The organism is Microvirga arsenatis, from assembly GCF_009910705.1.
Lineage (GTDB): Bacteria > Pseudomonadota > Alphaproteobacteria > Rhizobiales > Beijerinckiaceae > Microvirga > Microvirga arsenatis.
Map to the genome: position 1 here is coordinate 159987 of NZ_JAAAXJ010000008.1, position 24511 is coordinate 184497.

Below are 24511 nucleotides of genomic sequence, written 5' to 3' on the forward strand. Positions count from 1 at the left end.
AAGGTCGATCCATGACGCGCCTGACCGGACTGAAACTTTCCCTGGCGGCCCTCGTATGGAGCCTGGCCGCGCCGGCTCTCGCCCATCCCCACGTGTGGGTCACAGCCAAGGCGGAGGTGGTCTTCGCGCCCGACGGCAAAGTGACCGGCATCCGCCACCACTGGACCTTCGACGAGGCCTATACGGCCTATGTCACGCAAGGGCTGGACAAGAACGGCGACGGCAAGTTTTCTCCGGAGGAGTTGCAGGGGCTGGCGGATGAGAACGCCGCATCCCTCATCGAGTTCGAGTATTTCACGGTGCTGAAGGCGCGGGGCAAGCCGCAGACCTTCGACCCGCCCCGGGAAGCCCGGATGAGCATGACCGACAAGCAGGTGGCCATGTCCTTCTTCCTGCCCCTCAAGACGCCCGTGCCGCCCTCGGGGGCGGTGTCCGTCGAGATCGAGGATCCGACCTTCTTCGTCTATTTCAGCCTGACTGATGGCCAGGCGGCCGTGTCGCTCGCCAACGCACCCCAGGGCTGCGTGACCAGCATCGCGAAGGCCAAGCCGCTCGATGCCACCATGCAGAAGATCCTGCAGGACGAGGGCGCCATCCAGCCGCAGGACTTCGGCATCGAATATGCCAACAGGGCCATCATCGCATGTCCTTGACGTCCGACGCCCCCGCCCTCTCCGATCCCGGCCGGGCGCCGCTGCGACGGCGGCTCGGCATCATGCTGGCCGCTGTCGCCATTGTGGCAGCGGCGATGGGGCTGATCGGCCTGTGGCTCGGGCCCGTGAGCAAGCCGCCGCCGCGGAGCCCGTTCGGCATCGGCCTGCGCGAGGCGGTCCCGTCAGGGAGCATCGGGGCTTGGATCCTGTCGGTGCAATCGGAGTTCTATGGAAGCCTTCGGGCAGGCGTGCGGGAGATGAAGGAGAACGGCTCGGCCCTGGTCTCCCTCCTCTTCGTCGGCTTCGCCTACGGCGTTTTCCACGCAGCCGGACCGGGCCACGGCAAGGCCGTGATCTCCGCCTATCTCGTGGCGGACGAGAAGGCCTTGCGCAAAGGCGTCGCCTTGAGCCTGGCGGCCGCCCTCGTGCAGGCATCGGTGGCCATCGCCATCGTGTCCGGCGTGAACCTCGTGCTGCGCGCCACCGCCGCCACCATGAACAAGCTGGCCCTGAATGTTGAGCTGGCGAGCTTCATTGCCGTGGCCCTGCTCGGCGCGGTCATCACCTGGCGCAAGGCGGGAAAGGTGTTGGGTGTCATGGCGATGGCCCGCAACCCTTACGCCGCCGTTCAGGAGACTTGCGACCACGTCCATCTGCCGCCGCCCGACGCCATCAACCGGTTGAGCCGCTGGCGCGAGATGGCAGGCGTGGCCATCGCCGCCGGGATCCGCCCCTGTGCGGGCGCCCTCATCGTCCTCGTCTTCGCCCTGTCGCAGGGCCTGTTCGCCGCGGGCATCGCTGCGACCTTCGCCATGGCCCTGGGCACCGCGCTCACCACCAGCGCCATCGCGGCGCTTGCGGTCTTCTTCAAGGCCATGGCGTTGAATCTCGCCGGCGGGCGCGGTGCGTCCGGCGCCCTCGCCATCGCCGGGCTGGAGTTGCTCGCCGCCGCCTTCGTGCTGGTCCTGGGCCTCAGCCTTCTGCACGGGCTGTGGAGCACGGGCGGCTTGTAAGCGCACCACCGCCCGGAGGGTTGCGCTGGAAGCATATCCAAGCCGCCATCCCCGCTTTCTCATGCGTTGCTGCACCTGCGAAGAGGCGGCATAAGAGATGCTCTTGCAGGGGCAAGCCATGAGCGCATCCGCTCCATCTCCGACGCATGTTCATCGTCTCCACGAGGATGTCGCCGCCGGCCTCACGGGCACCCTCGTCGTGGCGCTGGGCGTCGCCTTCCTCTCGAAGGCGACCCTGCTCACGGGCGGTACGGCGGGGCTCGCCCTCCTCCTGCAATATGCAACCGGCTTCGAGTTCGGCGCCCTCTTCCTCGTCGTGAACCTGCCCTTCTATGCGCTCTCGATCCTGCGCATGGGCTGGAAGCTCACGATCCGCACCTTCCTGGCCGTTCTGCTCGTCTCCTTCCTCACCGGGCTCACCTCCGCCTGGCTCGGCATCGCGCACCTCAATCCGGTCTACGCGGCGGTGACCGGTGGCATGCTGGTGGGCCTGGGTCTGCTGATCCTGTTCCGGCACCGCACGAGCCTGGGCGGCGTCAACATCCTCGCCCTCTACGCCCAGGAGCGCTACGGCCTTTCCGCCGGATACGTGCAGCTCGCCGTCGACGCCCTGGTCCTGCTGGCCTCCCTGTTCGTGGTGACGCCGGAGCAGTTCGCCCTGTCGCTGCTCGCCACGGTCGTGATCAACCTGGTCATCGCCATCAACCACAAGCCCGGCCGCTATCTCGGCGTCAGCTGATCACAAGCCGAGCGAGCCCCCATCCGAGCGGGGATCGTGCACCGCCTCGACGCGCCCGTTGCGCGGGTGCTTCACCAGCATGCCCGCATGGCCGAAGCGCCCGGAATAGGCCTCGTCCATCTCCTCGACCGTATGGCCGAGCCGAGAGAGGCCGCGGATCAGGCCGGGGTCGAAACGGCTCTCCACCTTCAGCACGGCCTCCTGGCCGCGCAGGCTCGCATCGAGCAGCCAGCGGGGCGCCTCCACGGCGTCCGCCAGCCCCATGCCGGCCTCTGCATAGCGCGAAAAGATCTGGCTGAGGAATTGAGGCTGGGTTTCGCCGCCCATCGCTCCGAAGGACAGCACCCGCCCATCGTCGAACACGGCCATGCCCGGATTGAGCGAATGGAGCGGCCGATGGCCCGGCTCCAGCCGGTTGCGGCTGGCAGAATCGAGCGAGAAGGCGGTGCCGCGGTTGTGCCACAGGATCCCCGTCGCCGGGAGCAGGCAGCCGGAACCATAGGCCCAGAACACGGACTGGATGTAGGACACGGCAAGCCCGTCGTGATCGATGGCTCCCATCCAGATGGTGTCCCCGTCGATGGAACGCGGCAGGGGAAAGGAGGCGGCCCGCTTCATGTCGATGAGGGCGGCCTCCCTGTCCAGCGCCTGGGGCGTCAGGAAGGAGGCCGGGTCGTGGGCGAGGTTCCGGGGGTCCGCCACCACCCGGTCGCGGATGGAGAAGGCGCGCTTGGCGGCCTCGATCAGCCCGTGATGGCGTTCGGGCGTCTCGCCCTGAAGCCCGTTGAGGCGCTCGACCATGCCGAGGATCAGCAGGGTGGCGAGCCCCTGGCTCGGCGGCGGCAGGTTGTAGACGGTCGAGCGCCGCAACCGGACCGAGAGAGGCTCCACCACGCGGGCGCGATAGGTCTCCAGGTCGCGGCGGGTGATCGGGCTGCCGATCCGCTCCAGATCGCGGGCGATCTCCCGCCCCACATCGCCCCGGTAGAAATCGGCAAGACCCGCATGGACGAGCTGCTCCAGGGTGTCGGCAAGGCGCGGCGTTCGCCTCTGCGCGCCCTCCGGCGCTCTCTTGCCTTCGACCAGGAAGGCTTCGGCGAAGCCGGGAACCTCATAGAGGGCCGCTTCCTCGCCGGTCTTGAACCGCTCCTCGGAGCGGGAGACCGGGTATCCGTCCCGGGCGAAGCGGATGGCGTCTCCGATCAGCAGATCGAGGGGCATCTGCCCGCCGAGCGCCTTGGCGAGTTCGAGGGCGAGAGCCCATCCCCCGACGGCGCCGGCCACGGTGAGCGCCGAATCCGGCCCGCGCGGCGGGACGGCGTCGTAGCCCTTGTCCCGGTAGCGCCGGATGGTGGCGAGCGCGCCGGCCGGTCCCGAGGCGTCGAGGGCGTGGATGCGGCCCTTGGGCTCCCGCACGAGCCAGAACCCGTCGCCGCCGATGCCGTTCATGTGCGGATAGACCACCGCGATGGTGGCCGCCATGGCCACCATGGCCTCGATCGCATTGCCGCCGGCAGCGAGAATGGTCTGGCCGGTCTCGGCCGCGAGGATATGGGGAGCCGCCACGGCGGCTGTCGAGAAGACGGGGGTTTCGGGCATGGGCTCTTGAATATGGGGCGCGACAGAATGAGATTCGGGGAGAACTTGCACCGGAGGGGGCGTTTAGGGTAGTCCCCTTTGCAACAGACGAAGTGAGGCAGCAGTGGCTCAGGCGAAAAGCACCAACTGGCGCAACGTGATCACCATCATCAGCATCATGATCCTGGTGGGCGCGGAGGTTTTCGGCGTCGCGATCGCCGCCGGCTGGGCCATCGCGGGGCTGTTCGAGCTCGGCGACCTCGTGGGCTACGCGCTCATGGGCCTGTTCAGCCTGTTCGCTCTCTACATCCTGGTGAACCTCTGGCGCCGCTGCGTCGCCGTCGAGCCCCTGACCGGACGCGCCTAAGGCTTTTCACAGACCTTCATCACGATGGGATCGGCCTCGGGCGGCACATAGGCCTCCATCGGGCGGCACTGGCCTGCCATGCAGATCCGCCAGTCCGCCGTGGCGCCCGAGCGGCGCATGACCACCTGGGCCTGAGGCGGCAGGTTCGGCCTCCACGACCAGACCCCACTGCCGAACTTGGCCTCCGGCGGCGGCTCCATCCCGGCCCCGGAGCCGCGCACCCGCGCCTCGACGAGTTCGAGCCCTGCCGGTGTCGAGCGCCAGTCCTCCTCCCAGGCGATCCTCTCGACCGAATGCGTCCAGGCCAGGGTGATTGCGCCGGCCATGAGGGGCGCGACCGCGGAGCCGGCCAGAAGGCAGATCATCAGCCGACGACGGGCTTGGCGACCCGTCGGGTCTGCCAGACGTGGAAGCCCACGAAGAGCGCCGCCAGCACGAAGCCGATCTCGTCGGTCAGCGGAATGGCAGCCACGAGGAAGCCCGCAGCCGCCGCAGCCCAGATCCGCTCCCACCAGGCCAGAGGCTTCAGGAAATAGCCGATGGCGGCGACTCCCCAGAGCGTCATGGCGAGCGAGGCCTTGACGACGATGTAGACCACCGCAAGCCAGTAGCCTGCCCCCTCCAGCCCCGGCACCGGCTGCAGCATCAGGGTGGGGTCATAGACGGCCATGTAGGGGATGACGAAGCCCGGCAGCGCGATCTTGACCGCCTGGATGCCGATCTTGAGGCCCGATTCCTTGGCCATGGGGGCTGCCGCGAAAGCGGCCAGCGCGACCGGCGGCGTCAGGTCCGCCATGATGCCGAAGTAGAAGACGAACATGTGCGAGACGATGAGCGGCACATCGAGCTGCAGCAGGATCGGCGCGGCGAGCGACGAGGTGATGATGTAGTTCGGGATCGTCGGGATGCCCATGCCCAGGATCAGGCTGAAGATCATGGTCAGCACCAGGGCGGCAAAGATGTTCTCCTTGCCGATGGAGATCATCCAGGTGCCCACGATGGTGCCGAGCCCGGTGAGCGTCATGGTACCGATGACGATGCCGACGACGGCGCAGGCAAGGCCCACGGGAAGCGCCTGGCGCGCGCCGTCCGCCAAGGCATCGACGCAGGCTTTCAAGGTCGTGCGTCCCCGACCCGAAAAGGCGTTCCACAGGGAGAGGGCCGCCACCACGAGCACGACGAGCGTCACGGTCGAAGCGAGCGAATAGGCGGAGACCAGCGCCAGACCGATCCAGAAAGCGATGCGCAGGGCCGGCGTGCCGAGACCCGCCGCGATGGCCGTGCCGAGGATCAGCGCCACGGTGAGCGAGAGGCCGACCGCACCGGCGAAGAGCGGCGTGTATCCGGCAAAGAGCAGGTAGACCAGTACGCCGAGTGGAGCGAGGAGGAACCACTTCCTCCTCATCTCGGCCCAAGCATCGGGCAGCTCGCTTTTGGGCAGGCCACGCAGGTTACGCTTGCCGGCCTCGAGATGCACCGCCAGATAGCAGGCCGCGAAATAGAGGATCGCCGGGATGATCGCAGCCTCGACGATCTTCGAGTAGGGCACGTCGATGGTCTCGGCCATGATGAAGGCCACGGCGCCCATGACCGGCGGCATGATCTGGCCGCCCATGGACGAGGTCGCCTCCACTCCGCCGGCGAAAGCGGAGGGGAAGCCGAAGCGCTTCATGAGCGGGATCGTGAATTGGCCCGAGGCCACCACGTTGGCGACGCCCGAGCCCGACACGGTGCCCATGAGCGCGGAGGACGCCACGCAGACCTTGCCGGGACCGCCCTGCTTGTCGCCGAAGACCGCCATGGAGATGTCGTTGAAGAAATCGATGACGCCGGCCTTCTCCATGAAGGCGCCGAACAGGATGAACAGGAAGATGTAGGTGGCCGAAACCAGCGTGGGCGTGCCGTAGATGCCCTCCGTTCCGAAGGACATGTGCTCGACCACCTGCTCGAGCGAGTAGCCGCGATGGTCGAGGGGAGCCGGCAGGAGGTGCCCGAACAGGCAGTAGGACAGGAACAGGCCCGCGACGATGGGAAGCGCCGGACCCATGACGCGCCAGATGAGATACATGAGGATCGCGAGCCCGGCGATGCCCACGGCAAGATCGACCGTCGTGAGATCGCCTGCGCGAACGACAAGCTCCTCGTAGAAGGCCCAGTGGTACAGGCCCACCAGGAAGCTGACGGCACCGACGATCCAGCCGAGGGCGCGCAGGGACGAGGAGCCCGAGCGGTGATTGGCGATCATCGCCCCTGCCACGAGGCACAGGAAGCCCACGTGGAGGGTGCGCACCACCTGGCTCGGCATGCTGCCGCCGAACCGCAGGACGAGCCCGAAGGCGACCGCGACGGCGAGCCAGGCAAGGATGCCATCGACGCTGCGGCGGCGGCGAACGGCAAGCCCGATCAGCCAGGCCGCCCAGGCCACCATGGTGACGGCCCAGAGATGCGTGAGGCTCAAGCCTGCGATGAAGGGCTGGTCGAGGGGAATGCCGAAGGAGGTGATGATCTGGAACGTGGAGAACGAGACGGCGATCCAGAACAGGAGCCTCCCCAGGAAACCCTCGCCGAAGCTTTCCGGCAGGCCGTGCTCCGGATTCACGGATTCCGCCGGCGCTTCCATCTGGGCGAGTTCGGAAGCGTTGACGCCCTGGCTCATCTGCGGCTCCTCACGGATCGTTCTTCTTGTCACGAAAAAGCCGGAGCAGTTCACCTGCCCCGGCCCGTTTGTCAATCAAGGGAGGGGTGAAATCACGAACCCTGCTTCTTGACGCCTTTTTCGTCGAAGTAGCGCTGCGCGCCGGGATGCATCGGAATCGGCATGCCGGAGAGCGCGCTCTCGAGCTTGATGTCCTTGGCGGCGGCATGGGCGGCCACCAGGTCCGGCAGGCTTTCATAGATCGCCTTGGTCATCTGGTAGACGGTCTCGTCCTTCACGCCGGAATGGGTGACGAGGTAGTTCACGACGGCTGCCGTCTGCACGGGGGCCGTCTGGCCGCCATAGGTGTTGGCCGGGATCGTGGCCTTCACGTAGGGCGTGCCGACCTTGTCCACGACGGAGGCCGGAATCTCCACCACCACGATCGGCACGGAGGTGGCAAGATCGCGGATCGAGGAGACGCCGAGGCCGGCCGATTGCAGGGTGGCGTCGAGCTGGCGGTTCTTCATGAGCTCGACGGACTCGCCGAAGGGCAGATACTCGACCTTGCCGAGATCCTTGTAGGAGAGGCCCGCGCCCTGGAGGATCGCCCGGGCGTTGAGCTCGGTACCGGATTTCGGCGCGCCGACGGACAGGCGCTTGCCCTTGAGATCCGCCAGCGACTTGATGCCGGATTCCTGGGTGGCCACGATCTGGATGTAGTTCGGGTAGATGGCGGTGATGCCGCGCAGCTTGTCGAGCTTGCCCTTGAAGCCCGCCTCCTCGTCGCCGGCCCAGCCCATGGCGAGGCTGTCGCCCAGGGTGAAGCCGATCTCGCCCTTGCCCTGCTGCAGGAGGGTGAGGTTCTCGACGGAGGCCTTCGTGGCCTGGACCGACGGACGGGAGCCCTGCACCTTGTCGGTGAAGATCTTGGAGAGTGCAACGCCGAGCGGGTAATAGACGCCGGAGGTGCCGCCGGTCAGGACGTTGATGAAATCCTGGGCGTGGGCGGGAAGGCTTGCTCCGGCCAGCGCGATGGCGGTTGCTGCGCCCACGAGGCGGCGCATGACTTTTCGATGCATGGCGTACTCCCTATCTGTGGCGCAGCCGTCGCCGCACCTGTGTGTGGGGTAACTTTGACCGCTGACGAGGAATTCTCAAGAGGCTAAGAGGGACTTAATCCTGCCACCTTGGTCGGTAGGGGTGCCCTCCTCCACAGATACATGCGCTCATCCATGATCAATCGTCGCCAGTTCCTTCAAACCGCAACCGCCACGGCGGCCCTTGCCGCCCAGGGATTCTCCGCCCCTGCCCTGGCGCAGCAGGGCCTGAAGATGGGGGCCTCCTCGCCGTTCTCCTTCGACGATCTGAAGAAGCGGGCGCAGAGCATGGCCCGTTCCTCTTACCTGGCGCCGCCCAGCCCCTCCCCGGAGGTGCTCCACCAGATCGATTACGACGCCCATGGCAAGATCCGGTTCAAGACGGACCTCGCGCTCTGGGCCAACGGCCCCAGCGAGTTCCCGGTCACCTTCTTTCACCTGGGCCGCTTCTTCCAGAAGCCGGTGCGCATGCATGTGGTCGAGGGCGGACAGGCCCGCGAGATCATCTACGACAGCAACTACTTCGACATGCCGGCGGACTCGCCGGCCCATAAGCTGCCGGACAATTCGGGCTTTGCCGGATTCCGCTTCCAGGAGGCGCGGACCGGCAAGCTCGACTGGCGCAGAAACGACTGGGTGGCCTTCCTCGGCGCTTCCTACTTCCGGGCCATCGGCGAGCTCTACCAGTACGGCCTCTCCGCCCGCGGCCTCGCGGTGGACGTGGCCGTGTTCGGGAAGAGCGAGGAATTCCCCGACTTCACCCATGTCTACTTCGAGACGCCGCAGCCGGGCTCCAACACGGTCACCGTCTATGCGCTCCTCGACGGCCCAAGCGTGGCCGGAGCCTACCGCTTCGTGATGCAGCGCGCCGCCGCGGTCATCATGGACATCGACAGCGCGGTCTACATGCGCCAGGACGTAAGCCGCCTCGGTCTTGCGCCGCTCACCTCCATGTACTGGTATTCGGAGAAGGCGAAGACCACCGCCATCGACTGGCGGCCGGAGATCCACGACTCGGACGGTCTGGCCCTCTGGACCGGTGCCGGGGAGCGCATCTGGCGCCCCCTGAACAACCCGCCGCGCATCATCACCTCGGCCTTCGCCGACGAAAATCCGAAGGGCTTCGGCCTGCTCCAGCGCGACCGGAACTTCGACCACTACCTCGACGGCGTCTATTACGACCGCCGCCCCTCCCTCTGGATCGAGCCGCAGGGCGCCTGGGGCCGGGGCTCCGTCCAACTCGTGGAGATCCCCACCGACGACGAGATCCACGACAACATCGTGGCCATGTGGGTGCCGGCCGAGCCGGTGCGGGCAGGACAGGCGCTCGAGCTGCGCTATCGCATGCACTGGTCGGCGGAGGAGCCCTATCCGACGCCGCTGGCCCGGGTGATCGCCACCCGCCTCGGCAATGGCGGCCAGGCGGGCACCAACCGGCCGAAGGGCGTGCGCAAGTTCATGGTGGAGTTCATCGGCCAGCCCCTGACCAAGCTGCCGAGCGGCGTGATCCCGAATCCCGTGCTCACCGCCTCCCGCGGCGAGTTCTCGAACATCCTCACCGAAGCCGTACCCAACAACGTGCCCGGCCACTGGCGCACCCAGTTCGACCTGACCGTGACCGGAACCGAGCCGGTGGAGATGCGCTGCTACCTGCGCAACGGCGACGAGGTGCTGAGCGAGACCTGGCTTTATCAATATCACCCCGCCTTCTAAAAAGCCTTGTAAACCAAGTTGTTCAAGGGGCGTATAAAATACTGTACGCCTCTGGAAATCCGCTCGGGATCGGTCTATGTAGGTGGCCATGTCCCATGGCCATCACCACCACCATGCCCACGAGCACCGGGCAATTGCCGCTGAGCCTACCTTCTCGCTCCTGCGCCTCTCGGTCGGGCAGCGCGTGGCCGGAGCCGGCGTCCTGCTGGCCGGTCTGTGGCTGATGGTCCTCGGAGTCATGGGGTAGCGCATGTCTCACGCACCCTCCGCCATCCGCTTCGATGAAGTGACCCTGGGCTACGGCCGCCGGCCCGCCGTGCACCATCTCGACGGGGAAATCCCGGCGGGGAGCCTCATGGCCGTGGTCGGGCCCAACGGGGCCGGAAAGTCCACCCTGCTCAAGGGCATCGTCGGGACGCTCAAGCCCCTGGAGGGCCATATCCGCCTCAAGCACCCGGCCTCGGGCATCGCTTACCTCCCCCAGGCCGCCGAGATCGACCGCTCCTTCCCGCTGTCTGTCTATGACCTCGTCGCCATGGGCCTGTGGTCTCGCTCCGGCCTCTTCGGCAGCATCGGCCGGCAGGACAGGACCAGGATCGAGCAGGCCCTGGCGGCGGTGGGCCTCATCGGCTTCGAGCGGCGGCCCATCTCGACCCTGTCCGGCGGGCAGATGCAGCGGGCTCTCTTCGCCCGGCTTCTGCTTCAGGATGCTCCCGTGATCCTGTTGGACGAGCCCTTCACCGCCATCGACGCCAAGACCACTGCCGACCTGCTCGCCGTCGTCCGCCGCTGGCATACCGAGTCCCGCACGGTGGTGGCCGTGCTGCACGACCTCGACATGGTCCAGCGCATCTTCCCGCAGACCCTGCTCATCGCCCGCGAGCCGGTGGCCTGGGGCCTGACGCACGAGGTCCTGAGCCCCGAGAACCTTCTCAGGGCCCGCCGCATGGTGGAGGCCCACGATCCGCATGCGGACGTGTGCCACCGCAGCGTCGCATAACGGCTTGCCATGCTCGACCTGGTCTACACGCCCTTTGCCGAATACGAGTTCATGCAGCGTGCGCTCGTGGGCATCATCGCCATTGCGCTCGGCGGCGGCCCCATCGGCGTGTTCCTGATGCTCCGGCGCATGAGCCTCACCGGGGACGCCATGGCCCACGCCATCCTGCCGGGAGCCGCGGTGGGCTACCTCATGGCGGGCCTCTCGCTCCCGGCCATGACGGTTGGCGGCCTGGTCGCGGGCGTCGTGGTCGCCGTCGCGGCCGGCCTCGTTTCGCGCTTCACCGCGCTGAAGGAGGACGCCTCGCTCGCGGCCTTCTATCTCCTGTCCCTGGCGCTCGGCGTGACCCTCGTGTCGCTGCGCGGCTCGAACGTGGACCTCCTGCACGTTCTCTTCGGCACGGTGCTGGCGCTCGACGACAACACGCTGCTGCTGCTGGCTTCCATCTCCACGCTGACCGTGCTCGCGCTCGCGGTGCTCTACCGTCCGCTCGTGCTCGAATGCGTGGACCCTATCTTCCTGCGCTCGGTGAGCCGGGCCGGCACGCCGACGCACCTGATTTTCCTCGGCCTCGTGGTCATGAACCTGGTCGGCGGCTTTCATGCCCTCGGCACCTTGCTGGCCGTGGGCATGATGATGCTGCCGGCCGCCGCCTCCCGGTTCTGGACCGGCGACATCACCAAGATGATGCTCGCCTCGGTGCTCATCGGCATGGTCTCGGGCGTGAGCGGCCTGCTGCTCTCCTTTCACGTGGAGCTTCCCGCAGGCCCTGCGATCATTCTCTCGGCCGGCGCCGTCTACGGATTCTCCCTCCTGCTCGGGCGCGAGGGCGGCCTGCTCTGGCTCGCCTGGCCCGGCAAGCATCTGGAAGCCTGATCTCGCCTCTGAAGGATCAAAGCCCATGCCCACAAGACGCACCGCCCTCGCCTGGCTGGCAGGATGCCTCACCCTTGCCGCCGCCTCCCTGCCGGCCGCAGCGCAGGGCGCGGACAGGCTGAAGGTCGTGGCGACCTTCTCGATCCTCGGCGACATGGTGCGCAACGTGGGCGGAGAACGGGTCGAGGTGACAACCCTCGTCGGCCCCAACGGCGATGCCCATGTCTATGCGCCGACCCCGGCGGACGGACGCCGCCTTACAGAAGCGAAGATCGTCTTCACCAACGGCCTGAAATTCGAGGGCTGGATCGACCGCCTCGTCAAATCCTCCGGCACCAAGGCTGCGAAGATCGAGGCGTCCCAGGGCGTGAAGCCGCTGAAGGGCGAGGACCATGGACATGGTCACGGCCATGGGGGCGACGATCCCCACGCCTGGCAGAGCATCGCCAATGCCAGGATCTACGTGGCCAACATCCGGGACGCCCTGATCGCTGCCGACGCTGCCGGCAGGTCCGCCTACGAAGCCAATGCCGCATCCTATCTGAAGCAACTCGACGCCCTGGAAGCGGAGGTGAAGAGCCTGGTGGCCGGCATTCCGGCCGACCGCCGCAGGATCATCACCTCCCACGACGCCTTCCGGTATTTCGAGGCGGCCTACGGCATCGACTTCGTGTCGCCCCAGGGGGTCTCCACCGAAGCGGAGGCCTCGGCCAAGGACGTCGCCCGCATCATCCAGCAGATCAGGCGCGAGAGGATCGCTGCGGTTTTCGTGGAAAACGTCTCCGATGCCCGCCTGATGGAGCGCATCGCCAAGGAAACCGGTGCCCGGATCGGCGCCCGCGTCTATTCCGACGCGCTCTCGGAGGCAAACGGCCCCGCCGGCACTTACATTGACATGATGAGACACAATATAAGGGCCTTCAGCGCGGCTTTATCGAGCTGAATACTACCCTCCCCTTGAGGGGGAGGGTCGGAGTGCGTCAGGGCTCCGGGGTGGGGTGGCAGCGCGACCTCGCCCAGTTTGGTGTTTCCCACCCCACCTCGGCCTGTTCGGCCGATCCTCCCCCTCAAGGGGAGGATGAAAGTTGCGGATGAACGCGATGACCGACAAGATCCCCGTCACCGTCCTCACAGGCTATCTCGGAGCCGGCAAGACCACCCTCCTCAACCGCATCCTCACCGAGCAGCACGGCAAGAAATATGCCGTGATCGTCAACGAGTTCGGCGAGATCGGGATCGACAACGAGCTCGTCGTCGGCGCCGACGAGGAGGTGTTCGAGATGAACAACGGGTGCATCTGCTGCACCGTGCGCGGCGACCTGATCCGCATCCTCGACGGTCTGATGAAGCGCAAGGGAAAGTTCGACGCCATCATCGTCGAGACCACGGGCCTCGCAGACCCGGCCCCCGTAGCCCAGACCTTCTTCATGGATCAGGACGTGTCCGACGCCGCCCGCCTCGATGCGGTGGTGACGGTGGCGGACGCCAAGTGGCTCTCGGACCGGCTGAAGGACGCGCCCGAGGCCAAGAACCAGATCGCCTTCGCCGACGTGATCATCCTCAACAAGATCGATCTCGTCTCGGACAAGGAGCTGGAGGAGGTCGAGGCCCGCATCCGCGCCATCAATCCCTATGCCAGGCTCCACCGGACGCAGAACTGCGCCGTCCCGATCGCGGAGGTGCTCGACCGCAAGGCCTTCGATCTCGACCGCATCATCGAGATCGAGCCGGATTTCCTCGAGGAGGGACACCACCATCACCACGACGAGGAGATGCAGTCCGTCTCGGTTGCCATCGACGGCGAGGTGGACCCGGAAAAGTTCATGCCCTGGATCTCCAACCTCACCCAGGTCGAGGGGCCGAACATCCTGCGCTGCAAGGGCATCGTCGCTTTTCCCAACGAGCCGAAACGCTTTGTCTTCCAGGGCGTCCACATGATCCTGGACGGCGACGTGCAGGGTGATTGGAAGCCCGGCGAGAAGCGCACCTCCAAGGTGGTCTTCATCGGCCGCGACCTGAACGAGAAGGCCATCCGCGAGGGATTCCTGGCCTGCGCAGCCTGACGCTTCGGGCGTCGAGGCAAGATGGGGTGCCGATGAAGGCGCGAGGCTCAGCCCCGCACCGCGGCTCCCTTCTGGATGCAGTCCTTCACATAGGCCCGCCGTGCCTCGATCAGCCGCTGCCGAACGTCCTCAGCCGTGCTGGAGCCGGTGCGGTAGACCAGGCGCGCGTCTCTCTCGCAGGCTGCCTTGAGCGCCTCCCTCGCCGAGGGATCCCTCCCCTGCTCCTGTGCGCGGAGACCGGCGGGAGCCAGGGTTGCAAGGACAATCGCAGCGAGGGGGAAGATCCGCATTCCGTCACTCCACACATTCAGCATTCATTGTGGGCCAGAGGGGGCCGGAGGGCGAAGGCGCAAAAGGCTTAACCCGGCGGAGCATCGGTGGGTGCACCCCCAAAAGTCGCAAGGCCCTTGTCCCCGATTTGCCAATCTGTGGTATGGGCAGCCCGCAGGAAGGGATTGTTTCGATGAGTTCTGGAACCGCTCCGTCTTTGACCCAAAGCGTGACGCCCCTGGATGCGGGCGCTCACGTCACCGGCATCGGCTGGCTGAAGGGCACCGCCGCCCTCGGGCTCGGCGATGGCGGGGTCCTGCTGGCGAAGGAGGGCGAGACCCACCGGGTCGAGGCCCATCCGGATGCGGGCGTGCTGGTGGCGGCCAGCGACGGCGAGCGGTTCGTCACCGGGGGCGATGACGGGCGCGTGGCCGTGACGGGGCCGGACGGATCGACGAGAACCCTGGCGGAGACGAAGGGCGCCTGGATCGATTCGCTTGCGCTGAGCGCGGGTGGCGCCTTTGCCTATGCGGCCGGCAAGCGCGTGTTCGCCCGCGACGACCGGGGGCGGGAGAAGGTTCTCGAGGTGCCCTCCACCGCGCGCGGCCTTGCCTTCGCCCCCAAGGGCTACCGGCTCGCGATCTCCCATTACAACGGCGCCACGCTCTGGTTTCCCAACGTGGAGGCGAAGCCCGAAATGCTCGAGTGGAAGGGCTCGCATCTCGACGTCACCTGGTCGCCGGACGGCCGCTTCGTGGTGACCTCGATGCAGGAGAACGCCCTGCACGGCTGGCGGCTCATCCCCGACAAGGGGCACATGCGCATGAGCGGCTATCCCTCGAAGACGCGCTCCTTCTCCTGGTCGGGAGACGGCAAGTGGCTCGCCACCTCCGGCGCGGAGGCCGCGATCATCTGGCCGTTCGAGTCGAAGGAAGGCCCCATGGGCAAGGCACCGCGGGAATGCGGCGTCAGGCCCGCCAAGGTCAGCCGGGTGGCCTTCCACCCGAACTCACTCGTGCTGGCGGTGGGCTACGAGGACGGCTGCATCCTCCTCATCCGGTTGACCGATGCCTCCGAACTGCTCGTTCGCCCTGCCGTCAAGGACAGCGGCGTCACCGCCATGGCCTGGGACAAGGCCGGCCGGCGTCTCGCCTTCGGCTGCGAGGACGGCCGGGCCGGCGTCCTGACCCTGCCCGCATGAGATCGCCCGTGGCTCTCTTCGGCGCCTTCCTGCGGGGAACCTTCGGCCTGCCCAAGCCCGACAAGCGGGCGGTCGACCGGGTCAAGGACCTGGCGCGCGCCGCGCTCCGGACCTCGTCCGATACCGCCTTCGCCGTCAACGAGATCGCCTGCAACGATCCCGGCTGCCCAGGGATCGAGACCGTCATCCTGGTCATGGAGCCCGGCCGGAAGACCCGGGCGCTCAAGATCGCCAAGCCCCTCGACGAGGTCGCGGAACAAGATATCCTCGCGGCGCTTGAGGGTTGAGGAGGTCAAGCTTGTCCCGGATCGTCCGCATCGTCGCCTTCGGGCTGGGGCTTCTCGGCGGCGGCATCGCCTCGCAGGGGCCCGAATTCGCGCAGCAATACCGTCAGCGTCTCGGCGGAGCGGTGGACGAGCTCAGGCACGTGATCCAGCGCTTCGAGGCGGATGCCCAGGCGAACGGCGAAACCCGGGAGGGCGCCATCGCGCGCCTGCGCTCCAACGCCGACGATCTGGTGAGCCGCCAGGGCGCGGCCATGCAGGCCAACGTGGAGCGCCTGAGCCGCCTGGAGGCGCACCGGGGCTCCATGATGGAGGCCGGCCCCTTCGCGCGCATCGCGCTGATGATGCGCGACGGGGACCGGGATGTGATGGAAGCGGTCTACCGGGACTTCGAGCCCGCCCTGCCGGTTACCGAGGAGGGCGTGCTTTCGGCTGCCGGCGGCTTCGTCGCCGTCTGGGGCGGCATCCTGCTGTTTCTGGGATTTCTGCGCAGTCTGTTCCGGCGCCCGAAGAATCAGCGGGTTGTGCGGGCCTGAAGAGGCTCAAGCCTTCTGGTCCGGCTTTCCCGCAAGAACCACGTAGAAGCCGAGGCCGTCCTGCGCCGGCAGGGTCTGCAGGCGGTCGATCCAGCCGCGCTTCTTGGCCTCCAGGAGCGCGCGGCCGATGGGCTGAAAGAGCGTCTCGCCCCCGCCCTCAGGCGGCGGATCGAGGCGCACGGCCACGGATTTGCGCGTGCCGAAGCGGCTGCGCTCCAGCATGTCCTGAATCGAGGCCTCCGCCCGCTCCCGCGAAGCGCCCCGCAGATCGAGCACGCTCTCGGCATCGGTGACGCCGAGGCCCCCGCGCAGCTTGTTGGCATAGAATTCGTCGAAGTGGGGCATCCTCAATCCTCAGTGCCGTTCCCGGCGCCTTGCGGCAACCGGGAACGGCGGAGAGCGGTTCTACCGCACCAGGATGTTCCGGAACTGCCACGGGTCGGACGTGTCGATGTCCTCCGGGAAGAAGCCGGGACGATCGTCGAGCGGCGTCCAGTCCGTATAATAGCCGTTCACCGGGCCGAGGTAAGGCATCTGGACCTCGAGGCAGCGGCGGAAGTCGAGATCGTCCGCCTCCACGATGCCCGCATTCGGGTTCTCCAGCGCCCAGACCATGCCGGCCAGCACGGCGGAGCTCACCTGAAGGCCGGTGGCGTTCTGATAGGGCGCCAGCTTGCGGGTCTCCTCGATGGAAAGCTGCGAGCCGTACCAATAGGCGTTCTTGCCGTGGCCATAGAGCAGCACGCCGAGTTCGTCGATGCCGTCGACGATCTCGTCCTCGGTGAGGATGTGGTGCTTCTCCTGCACCTTGCCGGCATTGCCGAACATCTCGTGCAAGGAGAGCACGGCATCGTTCGCCGGATGATAGGCATAGTGGCAGGTGGGCCGGTAAGCGACCTTGTCACCCTCGCGCACGGTGAAGTAGTCGGCGATCGAGATCGCCTCGTTGTGCGTGACCAGGAAGCCGTATTGCGGGCCGGGCGTGGGGCACCAGGTGCGCACGCGGGTGTTGGCGCCGGGCTGGAGCAGGTAGATCGCGGCTCCGCAGCCCTTGTCGTGCGTGCGGCCGTTCTCCGGCATCCAGGTTTCGTGCGTGCCCCAGCCGAGCTCCGCCGGCTGCATGCCCTCCGACACGAAGCCCTCCACGGACCAGGTGTTCACGAACACGCCCATGGGCTTCGGATGCTCCGCGCGCTGGGTGTCGCGCTCGGCGATGTGGATGCCCTTGACGCCGACGCGCTGCATGAGGCGCGCCCAGTCCTCGCGGGACTTCGGCTCCTCGTGCTCGATGCCGGTATCCTTGGCGATGTTGAGGAGCGCCTGCTTGACGAACCAGGACACCATGCCGGGATTGGCGCCGCAGCAGGACACTGCCGTGGTGCCGCCGGGCTTCTGCCGGCGCGCATCGAGAATGTTCTCGCGCAGCATGTAGTTGGTGCGCTCGGCCGGGCCGGCGCTCTTGTCGAAGTAGAAGCCGGCCCATGGCTCGGCCACGGTGTCGATGTAGAGCGCGCCGATCTCGCGGCACAGTTCCATGATGTCCCGCGAGGAAGTGTCCACCGACAGGTTCACGCAGAAGCCCTGGCCGCCGCCTTCCGTCAGGAGAGGGGTGAGGATCTCCCGGTAGTTGTCGCGGGTGAGCGCCTTGTGGACCAGGGTGATGCCGCGCACGTCCAGCATGCTGCGGTCGGTGTCGACCGGATCGATGACCGTGAACCGGTTCTTGTCGAACTCGAAGTGCCGCTCGATGAGGGGCAGCATGCCTTTGCCGATCGAGCCGAAGCCGATCATCACGATCGGTCCGGTGATGCGACCATGAACGGGCCAGGTGGTCATCAGATCTGTCTCCTTGCGAAAGCAGCGATGGAAAAGGTGAAACGCCGGATAGCGGGTTTGGCCGCATCTAGGATTGACGGGCCCCTGGGGTCAATGCCTGGAGCCACTTCCCGGCGCCGGACGGCCGTTTCCCCTCGGACAGCATTCCTGCCATGCCCATTTGGCTCTCGACATGGCGCAACAAGGCTTCATGATGCCGAGCTTGGCATCTCCCACCCGACGGCAACCGATGACATTCCATCACCTTCTCATGCGTCACGGACGCGTGATCGGCCTGGGGTTCGCGCTGACCTTCCTGTCCTCCTTCGGCCAGACCTTCTTCATCTCCCTGTCGGGGCCCGGCATCCGGGATGCCTTCGGCCTGACCCACGGCGCCTTCGGCTCCATCTACTCGCTCGCGACGCTCTCCTCGGGCCTGCTGATGATCTGGGTCGGCAGCGTCATCGACCGGGTCGATATCCGCCTCTACGCCACCACGGCCATGCTCGGCCTGGCGGCCGCAGCGCTCAGCCTCTCGCTCGCACCCAGCGTGGTCGTGCTGGGCCTGAGCCTGTTCGCCCTGCGCCTTTTCGGCCAGGGCATGCTGAGCCACGCGGGAGTCATGAGCACCGCCCGCCTCGACGAGGGCGTCCGCGGCAGGGCTCTGGGCGTCGCGGCCCTCGGCTTTCCGGCCGGCGAGGCCATTTTTCCCGCCGTTGCCATCGCGCTGATCACGGCCATCGGATGGACGGCGACCTGGCGCATCGCCGCGCTTGCCATCATCGCGGCTCTCGGCCTCGGCTGGCTGCTGGGATTCGCCTTGAGGCGCAAGGATCCGGACCTTGAGGAGTCCACGCGCAAAATGGCTTCGAGCGAGGCAGGACCACGTTGGACCGATATTGTGCGCGACTGGCGCTTTCTCGCGCTCATTCCCACGATGATCGGCTACCCGGCCATCATGACCGCCTATTTCTTCCATCAGCGCTTCATCGCCGAGGTGAAGGGCTGGTCCCTGGAGCTTCTGGCGAGCAGCATCACGCTCTTCGCCCTGGTGTCGGTGGTGGTCGCCATGACGGCGGGAAGCTTCGTCGACCGATTCGGGGCGGTGCGCCTCAGCCATTTCTACCTGACAGGCATGACGGCGGCGTCCCTCGCGCTCGCCCTGTTCGACGCGCCGTTCCTGCCGCTCATGTTCTTCGGGCTGATCGGCCTGACCTCCGGCTGCACCAACGTGGTGATCGCGGCCGTTCTGGCGGAACTGTTCGGCACCACGCATCTCGGCAAGATTCGCGCGCTCGCCGGCGCCATCATGGTGGTGGCGTCGGCCGCGACGCCAGGCGCCATCGGCTTGCTGTTCGACGTAGGGATCAGCCTGGAGGCGATCTGCCTCGGGTTCGTCGTCTACATGCTGGCGGCTGCCGCCATTACCTTCGTGCTGCCCAATCCGAGGGCCGAACGGTTGCGGCCCTCGGAAGGGTAGCGCCCTTAGTGACCTGGGCGAAGGCCGGCCAAGGCGCCTTGCGCGGCAGCGGCCACGAGCGCCTCAAGATCCGGCTTCTGCTCGAAGGCGCCTGTGGCCGAGACGAGCCCGCGCGCACCGTCGAGAGCACCAGCCTCGAGTTCCAGCGCAAGAAACCGGCCGCGCTCGTAAGGACCCGGCAGCCAGAGGGAGCCGGTCTTCTCGGTCGAGAAGCCGAAACGCTCGTAATAGGGCGCATCGCCCACCAGCAGCACCGCCTTGTGGCCGAGCGCGGCCGCGCGCTTGAGCGCCTCGCGCATCAGCTTTCCCCCGAGGCCGAGGCCCTGGACGGACGGGTCGATGGCGATGGGGCCCAGCATGAGAGCGGGGCGGTTCGGGCCGGCGGAGACATGCCACAGCCGGACCGTGCCGATGACCTCGTCGTCGCGGTCGATGACGAGCGCCAGGCCATCGGCCGGAAGCCGGCCCTCGCGCAGGCGCTCGCAGGTCTTCTGGAACCGGGCGGGTCCGAAGCAGGCGTCGAGCAGCGCCTCGCGCGGCTCGACATCGCGGAAGGTTTCTTCGCGGATCGTGATCATGGCCGTGGCCTCCCATAACGCGTGGGGTGAGCGACAGCCCTCGCACCAGCGCAATCCTGCGCCGGCCGTCCGGGACAACGTGTTGGGGTTGTGCCTGCCTCATTCAACGAGGCAGGCGGGACGTGAGCTAGATCACGTAGGACTTCAGCGGCGGGAAGCCGTTGAAGGCGACCGCCGAGTAGGTGGTCGTGTAGGCGCCCGTGCCCTCGATCAGCACCTTGTCGCCGATCTCCAGCGAGACGGGGAGCAGATAGGGCTCCTTCTCGTAGAGAACGTCGGCCGAGTCGCAGGTGGGCCCGGCGAGCACGCACGGCACCTTGCGGTCGTCGTCGTGCTCCGTGCGGATCGGGTAGCGGATCGACTCGTCCATCGTCTCGGCGAGACCGCCGAACTTGCCGATGTCGAGATAGACCCAGCGCACCTCGTCCTCATTGCGGCTCTTCTTCGAGACGAGAACGACCTCGGCCTCGATGATGCCCGCGTTGCCGACCATGCCGCGGCCCGGCTCGATGATCGTCTCCGGGATGCGGTTGCCGAAGTGCTTCGACAGCGCCCGGAAGATCGACTCGCCATAGGCCTCCACCTGAGGAACGGTCTTCAGGTACTTCGTCGGGAAGCCGCCGCCGAGATTGACCATCGACAGGTGGATGCCGCGGTCGGCGCATTCACGGAAGATCGCGGACGCGGAACCCAGAGCCTGATCCCAGGCCTCGGTGTTGCGCTGCTGCGAGCCCACGTGGAACGACACGCCGTAAGCGTCGAGCCCCTGACGATAGGCATGCTCCAGCACGTCCACGGCCATCTCGGGCACGCAGCCGAACTTGCGGGAGAGCGGCCACTCGGCGCCGGCGCCGTCGCACAGGATGCGGCAGAACACCTTCACCTCGGACGCATCGACACCTGCTGCCGCAGCCGCGCGAGAAATCTTCTCGACCTCGGCCTCGCAGTCGACCGCGTAGAGGCGCACGCCAAGCTCGAGGGCGCGAACGATGTCGCGCTCCTTCTTGATCGTGTTGCCGAAGGAGATGCGGTCGGGCGTGGCGCCGGCATCCAGCGCGAGCTGGATCTCGACCACGGACGCCGTGTCGAAGCACGAGCCGAGCTCGGCCAGGAGCTTGAGCACCTGCGGCTCCGGGTTGGCCTTCACGGCGTAGAACACGCGCGTGTCGGGGAGCGCACGGGCAAACTTGGCATAGTTGTCGCGCACGACCTCGAGGTCGACGACCACGCACGGGCCGTCCTCACGTCGGTTGCGCAGGAATTCACGGATGCGCTGCGTCATGGCGCTCTCCCCACCAAAGGTTCAATGGAGGTCTTGTTCAGCCTCCGGATTGAAGTTCAGACGGTCAGGATGTCCTGCCGCCCGGCGTCAGCGAGGGAAGATCGCATCCCGCTTCGTGCGATGGAGACACGAGAAGCGGCGATGGGCTCTTCACCCGACGATGCTGCCTTGGATTGGATGGGGATACTCCATCCGCACGCCTGGCAATGATAAACAAGCCTCTTCGGTGTTGACCTTTGGAGGGCCAACGAGACCAAAAAAGCCCGTTCGTCGTTGCTTTAAGTCGCGTCCCCCGTTGAGAACGGGGTGCGCCGGTTTTCGCCTCCGGCTGCCGGTTAGGGGTATCGAGAGCTAGAGCGCTCTCGGGCGGCTGTCCGGCCTCTTGTCCGGATGCCCACCAACCGACACACGACCACAGGCACGTGCGAAATTGGGCAGGGGTGAGATAATCACATTCGCCGGGGATCACAAGAGTTTTTCAGGGCTTTCCGAGGATTTTTTTAACCCTGCCGGAGCCTGTGGCTTGTCCGCATCACCGTTCAGCCCCCATTAAGTGCCGGAGCTACACGGATGAGGGACGCGGCCCCATATCCCGCTCACGAAGCCTGGCCATTTCCCATCCCGACGAGAACAGTCCTTTCGCCATGACGATCCTGTCCCGCCGCACCCTCCTGCAAAGCCTGCTCGCCGCCACGGCCCTCTCCGCGTCCCATCGGCCCGGCTGGCCGCAGCAGAGCGGAGTGCCGCAGCCGAATCCGTTTCGCTACGAGGATGTGGTGCGCCGGGCCCGCGAGCTGTCGGCAGCCCCCTTCGAGGCAGCCGCGGCGCAGCTTCCGGAGCCCCTCAATCGGCTCAGCTTCGACGATTACCGCGACATCCGCTTCCGGCCGGACCGGGCGCTCCTCGCCTCCGGCAACGGCCCCTTCCGGATGCACCTCTTCCACTTGGGATTCCTCTACCAGCGCCCGGTGACGGTGAACGTGATCCGCGACGGGGTGCCGACGCCGGTGCCCTATCAGCGGGAGCTGTTCGACTACGGGCGCAACAAGATCGAGCGGCCGCTGCCGGTCAATCTGGGCTTTGCGGGCTTCAGGCTTCACTACCCGCTGAACGACCCGAAGGTGTTCGACGAACTCATCGCCTTCCTCGGCGCGAGCTATTTCCGCTTCCTCGGAGCCGGCCAGAAATACGGCCTCTCGGCCCGCGGCCTCGCGATCAACGTGGAGAGCGGCGAGGCGGAGGAGTTCCCGCACTTCCGCGAGTTCTGGGTCGAGATGCCGAAGCCCAACGAGGAGCGCGCCGTCGTCTATGCCCTCCTCGACAGTCCTTCCGTCGCCGGAGCCTACCGGTTCGACATCTATCCCTCGAAGGAGACGACCCTCGACGTGACGGCCACGCTCTTCCCGCGCCAAGCCCTGACGAATGTCGGCCTGGCGCCGCTGACCTCCATGTATTTCGAGGGCGAGAACGCTCGCAAGACGACGGATGACTACCGCCCCGAGATCCATGATTCCGACGGGCTGCTCATGCAGTCCGGCGCGGGCGAGTGGATCTGGCGCCCCTTGCGCAACCCGGGCCGAAAGGCGATCTCCTCCTTCAGCGACAACAACCCGCGCGGCTTCGGGCTGATGCAGCGCGACCGCGAGTTCGAGCACTATCAGGACCTGGAGGCGCATTACCATCAGCGCCCCGGCTACTGGGTCGAGCCCATCGGCCAGTGGGGAGAGGGCTGGGTCGAGCTGGTCGAGATCCCGACCCCGGACGAGACCCACGACAACATCGTCGCCTATTGGCAGCCCAACCGCGCCTACGAGCCGGGGCAGGAGGTCGTCATCTCCTACCGCCTGCGCGCCGCCGCGGCGATCGGCGCCATGCATCCGGGCGGCAAGGCGGTCAACACCTTCCAGACGCCGCCCCGCGCCAGCGGATCCAACGCGCCGAGCGATCCGCGGCATCGCCGCTTCATCGTGGACTTCGCGGGCGGCAACCTGCCCTATTACTTGGGCGCGCCCGAGCAGGTGCAGCTCGTGCCCTCCACCTCCACGGGCCAGATCACCAATTCCTTCCTGATGCCCAACCCGCATATCGGCGGCTTCCGCGCCGCCCTCGACGTCAGGCTGGAGGCGGGGCAGTCCACGGACCTGCGTGCCTTCCTCCGCGCCGGCAACCGGGCGCTGACGGAAACCTGGACCTATCCTTGGGCCGTGGAATGACTGCCTCGAGACCCCGTTCCTGACGCAGCGGACCTTGCCAAGACCGGCTGAACCGCGCAGAAGCTGACGCGTCCGGCGGGGGCCGGGGCGGAGGTGGAGCGCATGACGCTGAGAGCTTGTGTTGCAGGCCTGCTGGCAGCCGGTTTTGCCGGAAGCGCCCTCGCGCAGCCGCTGACGGAGGTGACCTTCGGCACGAACTGGCTCGCGCAGGGGGAGCACGGCGGCTACTACCAGGCCGTGGCCGACGGCACCTACGAGAAATACGGCCTCAAGGTCACCATCGTTCCGGGCGGCCCGCGCGCCAGCAACCGCATGCTCATGACCGTCGGCAAGCTCGACTTCTACATGGGCGGCAGCATGATCCAGGCTTTCTCGGCGGTGGAGAAGAACATTCCCACCGTCGTGGTGGCGGCGCACTTCCAAAAGGATCCCCAGGTGCTCCTCAGCCACCCGGGCCAGGGACTCGACAGCTTCGAGAGCCTGAAGGCCTCGAACGACATTCTCCTGTCCAAGGATGCAGCTGCCACCTTCTTCCAGTGGATGAAGGCGGAGTTCGGGTTCAGGGACGAGCAGGTGAGGCCCTACGGCTTCAACCCGGCGCCCTTCATCGCCAACAAGCGGGCGGTGCAGCAGGGCTATGTCACCTCCGAGCCCCTGACCGTCGAGAAGGCGGCGGGCTTCAAGCCCAACGTGTTCCTGCTCGCCGATCACGGCTTCAGCACCTATTCCACCACGGTGGAGACCCGCCGCGAGGTGGTGGAGAAGGACCCGGATCTGGTGCAGCGCTTCGTCGATGCCTCCACGGTCGGCTGGTACAACTACCTCTATGGCGACAACACGAAGGCGAGGGAGCTCATCAAGCGCGACAACCCGGAGATGACGGACGAACTGCTGGACTATTCGCATTCCAAGATGAAGGAGCGCGGCATCGTCGATTCCGGAGACGCACAAACGCTCGGCATCGGCGCCATGACCGATGCACGCATGAAGGACTTTTTCGACAAGATGGTCAGGGCGGGCCTCTTCAAGCCGGATCTCGACTACAGGCAGGCCTACACGCTCCGCTTCGTGAACAAGGGCGTGGGCCTGAACCTGAAACGATAAAGGAGATCGGC

Annotated in this window: 25 protein-coding genes; 16 read left to right on the forward strand and 9 right to left on the reverse strand. The window is 66.7% G+C overall.

Annotated elements, in window-relative coordinates:
• The first annotated feature begins 11 nt into the window (after window positions 1-11).
• The 3 genes from GR303_RS15960 (at window position 12) to GR303_RS15970 (ending at window position 2405) form a co-directional block, all read left to right on the forward strand.
• Window positions 12-653: a DUF1007 family protein gene (locus GR303_RS15960; protein ID WP_161724047.1), complete on the forward strand. Its 642-nt coding sequence runs from the start codon at window positions 12-14 to the stop codon at window positions 651-653.
• The gene (locus GR303_RS15965) at window positions 644-1666 is read left to right on the forward strand and encodes a nickel/cobalt transporter (RefSeq protein ID WP_161724048.1); all 1023 of its coding nucleotides are present in this window, start codon (window positions 644-646) and stop codon (window positions 1664-1666) included. Before GR303_RS15960 ends, GR303_RS15965 begins: the two co-directional genes overlap by 10 nt.
• A gap of 118 nt (window positions 1667-1784) precedes the next feature.
• Window positions 1785-2405 (forward strand): YitT family protein, encoded by a 621-nt coding sequence (locus GR303_RS15970; RefSeq protein ID WP_161724049.1) that lies wholly within the window; start codon window positions 1785-1787, stop codon window positions 2403-2405.
• On the opposite strand, the gene GR303_RS15975 is transcribed toward GR303_RS15970, so the two are convergent.
• The gene (locus GR303_RS15975) at window positions 2406-4004 is read right to left on the reverse strand and encodes a gamma-glutamyltransferase family protein (protein WP_161724050.1); all 1599 of its coding nucleotides are present in this window, start codon (window positions 4002-4004) and stop codon (window positions 2406-2408) included.
• Between the two features lie 157 nt (window positions 4005-4161).
• On the opposite strand from GR303_RS15975, the gene GR303_RS15980 reads away from it, so the two are divergent.
• Window positions 4162-4350: a hypothetical protein gene (locus GR303_RS15980; RefSeq protein WP_161724141.1), complete on the forward strand. Its 189-nt coding sequence runs from the start codon at window positions 4162-4164 to the stop codon at window positions 4348-4350.
• Here the strand turns inward: GR303_RS15980 and GR303_RS15985 are convergent.
• From GR303_RS15985 to GR303_RS15995, 3 genes are all read right to left on the reverse strand, one after another.
• Window positions 4347-4715, reverse strand: a complete 369-nt coding sequence (locus GR303_RS15985) for a DUF1850 domain-containing protein (RefSeq protein ID WP_161724051.1) — start codon at window positions 4713-4715, stop codon at window positions 4347-4349. The genes GR303_RS15980 and GR303_RS15985 overlap by 4 nt on opposite strands.
• Window positions 4715-7006, reverse strand: coding sequence for a TRAP transporter permease (locus GR303_RS15990; protein ID WP_161724052.1), 2292 nt, complete (start codon window positions 7004-7006; stop codon window positions 4715-4717). The genes GR303_RS15985 and GR303_RS15990 overlap by 1 nt, the downstream gene beginning before the upstream one ends.
• Before the next feature lie 92 nt (window positions 7007-7098).
• Window positions 7099-8067: a TAXI family TRAP transporter solute-binding subunit gene (locus GR303_RS15995; protein ID WP_161724053.1), complete on the reverse strand. Its 969-nt coding sequence runs from the start codon at window positions 8065-8067 to the stop codon at window positions 7099-7101.
• A gap of 153 nt (window positions 8068-8220) precedes the next feature.
• Here GR303_RS15995 and GR303_RS16000 point away from each other — a divergent pair, with 153 nt between their 5' ends.
• The 6 genes from GR303_RS16000 to GR303_RS16025 all read left to right on the forward strand — a co-directional run bounded on the left by GR303_RS16000 (window position 8221) and on the right by GR303_RS16025 (window position 13737).
• Window positions 8221-9798 (forward strand): OpgD/OpgG family glucan biosynthesis protein, encoded by a 1578-nt coding sequence (locus GR303_RS16000; RefSeq protein ID WP_161724054.1) that lies wholly within the window; start codon window positions 8221-8223, stop codon window positions 9796-9798.
• 88 nt (window positions 9799-9886) lie between these two features.
• On the forward strand, window positions 9887-10045 hold the full coding sequence (locus GR303_RS16005) for a hypothetical protein (RefSeq protein WP_161724055.1): 159 nt from the start codon (window positions 9887-9889) through the stop codon (window positions 10043-10045).
• A gap of 3 nt (window positions 10046-10048) precedes the next feature.
• The gene (gene aztA / locus GR303_RS16010; RefSeq protein WP_161724057.1) at window positions 10049-10798 is read left to right on the forward strand and encodes a zinc ABC transporter ATP-binding protein AztA; all 750 of its coding nucleotides are present in this window, start codon (window positions 10049-10051) and stop codon (window positions 10796-10798) included.
• Between the two features lie 9 nt (window positions 10799-10807).
• Window positions 10808-11674 carry a metal ABC transporter permease gene (locus GR303_RS16015; protein WP_161724059.1) on the forward strand — a complete coding sequence of 289 codons (867 nt, stop codon included), beginning with the start codon at window positions 10808-10810 and terminating at the stop codon, window positions 11672-11674.
• A gap of 25 nt (window positions 11675-11699) precedes the next feature.
• Window positions 11700-12617: a metal ABC transporter substrate-binding protein gene (locus tag GR303_RS16020; RefSeq protein ID WP_161724061.1), complete on the forward strand. Its 918-nt coding sequence runs from the start codon at window positions 11700-11702 to the stop codon at window positions 12615-12617.
• A 157-nt stretch (window positions 12618-12774) separates the two neighbouring features.
• A complete protein-coding gene (locus tag GR303_RS16025) occupies window positions 12775-13737 on the forward strand; it encodes a CobW family GTP-binding protein (RefSeq protein WP_161724063.1) in 963 nt (320 codons plus the stop codon).
• Between the two features lie 47 nt (window positions 13738-13784).
• Here GR303_RS16025 and GR303_RS16030 read toward each other — a convergent pair whose 3' ends face one another.
• A complete protein-coding gene (locus GR303_RS16030; RefSeq protein WP_161724065.1) occupies window positions 13785-14027 on the reverse strand; it encodes a hypothetical protein in 243 nt (80 codons plus the stop codon).
• 173 nt (window positions 14028-14200) lie between these two features.
• On the opposite strand from GR303_RS16030, the gene GR303_RS16035 reads away from it, so the two are divergent.
• From GR303_RS16035 to GR303_RS16045, 3 genes are read left to right on the forward strand one after another with little or no spacing between them, the layout of a single operon-like run.
• Complete coding sequence (locus GR303_RS16035) at window positions 14201-15208, forward strand: WD40 repeat domain-containing protein (RefSeq protein ID WP_161724067.1); 1008 nt, start codon at window positions 14201-14203, stop codon at window positions 15206-15208.
• Between the two features lie 8 nt (window positions 15209-15216).
• On the forward strand, window positions 15217-15495 hold the full coding sequence (locus GR303_RS16040) for a hypothetical protein (protein WP_343038465.1): 279 nt from the start codon (window positions 15217-15219) through the stop codon (window positions 15493-15495).
• 11 nt (window positions 15496-15506) lie between these two features.
• Window positions 15507-16028 (forward strand): DUF2937 family protein, encoded by a 522-nt coding sequence (locus GR303_RS16045; RefSeq protein WP_161724071.1) that lies wholly within the window; start codon window positions 15507-15509, stop codon window positions 16026-16028.
• A gap of 6 nt (window positions 16029-16034) precedes the next feature.
• Here the strand turns inward: GR303_RS16045 and GR303_RS16050 are convergent, their stop codons facing one another.
• Complete coding sequence (locus GR303_RS16050) at window positions 16035-16373, reverse strand: hypothetical protein (protein WP_161724073.1); 339 nt, start codon at window positions 16371-16373, stop codon at window positions 16035-16037.
• Between the two features lie 60 nt (window positions 16374-16433).
• Complete coding sequence (locus GR303_RS16055) at window positions 16434-17864, reverse strand: homospermidine synthase (protein ID WP_161724075.1); 1431 nt, start codon at window positions 17862-17864, stop codon at window positions 16434-16436.
• A 229-nt stretch (window positions 17865-18093) separates the two neighbouring features.
• Here GR303_RS16055 and GR303_RS16060 point away from each other — a divergent pair, with 229 nt between their 5' ends.
• Window positions 18094-19323 (forward strand): MFS transporter, encoded by a 1230-nt coding sequence (locus tag GR303_RS16060; protein WP_161724077.1) that lies wholly within the window; start codon window positions 18094-18096, stop codon window positions 19321-19323.
• A 5-nt stretch (window positions 19324-19328) separates the two neighbouring features.
• Here the strand turns inward: GR303_RS16060 and GR303_RS16065 are convergent, their stop codons facing one another.
• Both GR303_RS16065 and GR303_RS16070 read right to left on the reverse strand, forming a co-directional pair.
• Window positions 19329-19901 carry a GNAT family N-acetyltransferase gene (locus GR303_RS16065; RefSeq protein WP_161724079.1) on the reverse strand — a complete coding sequence of 191 codons (573 nt, stop codon included), beginning with the start codon at window positions 19899-19901 and terminating at the stop codon, window positions 19329-19331.
• A gap of 127 nt (window positions 19902-20028) precedes the next feature.
• The gene (locus GR303_RS16070; RefSeq protein ID WP_161724081.1) at window positions 20029-21183 is read right to left on the reverse strand and encodes a type III PLP-dependent enzyme; all 1155 of its coding nucleotides are present in this window, start codon (window positions 21181-21183) and stop codon (window positions 20029-20031) included.
• 644 nt (window positions 21184-21827) lie between these two features.
• Here GR303_RS16070 and GR303_RS16075 point away from each other — a divergent pair.
• Together GR303_RS16075 and GR303_RS16080 are read left to right on the forward strand one after the other, a co-directional pair.
• Window positions 21828-23396, forward strand: a complete 1569-nt coding sequence (locus tag GR303_RS16075; RefSeq protein ID WP_161724083.1) for an OpgD/OpgG family glucan biosynthesis protein — start codon at window positions 21828-21830, stop codon at window positions 23394-23396.
• A gap of 102 nt (window positions 23397-23498) precedes the next feature.
• Entirely contained in the window at window positions 23499-24500 is a 1002-nt protein-coding gene (locus GR303_RS16080) for an ABC transporter substrate-binding protein (RefSeq protein ID WP_161724085.1), read from the forward strand.
• Window positions 24501-24511 lie beyond the last annotated feature (11 nt).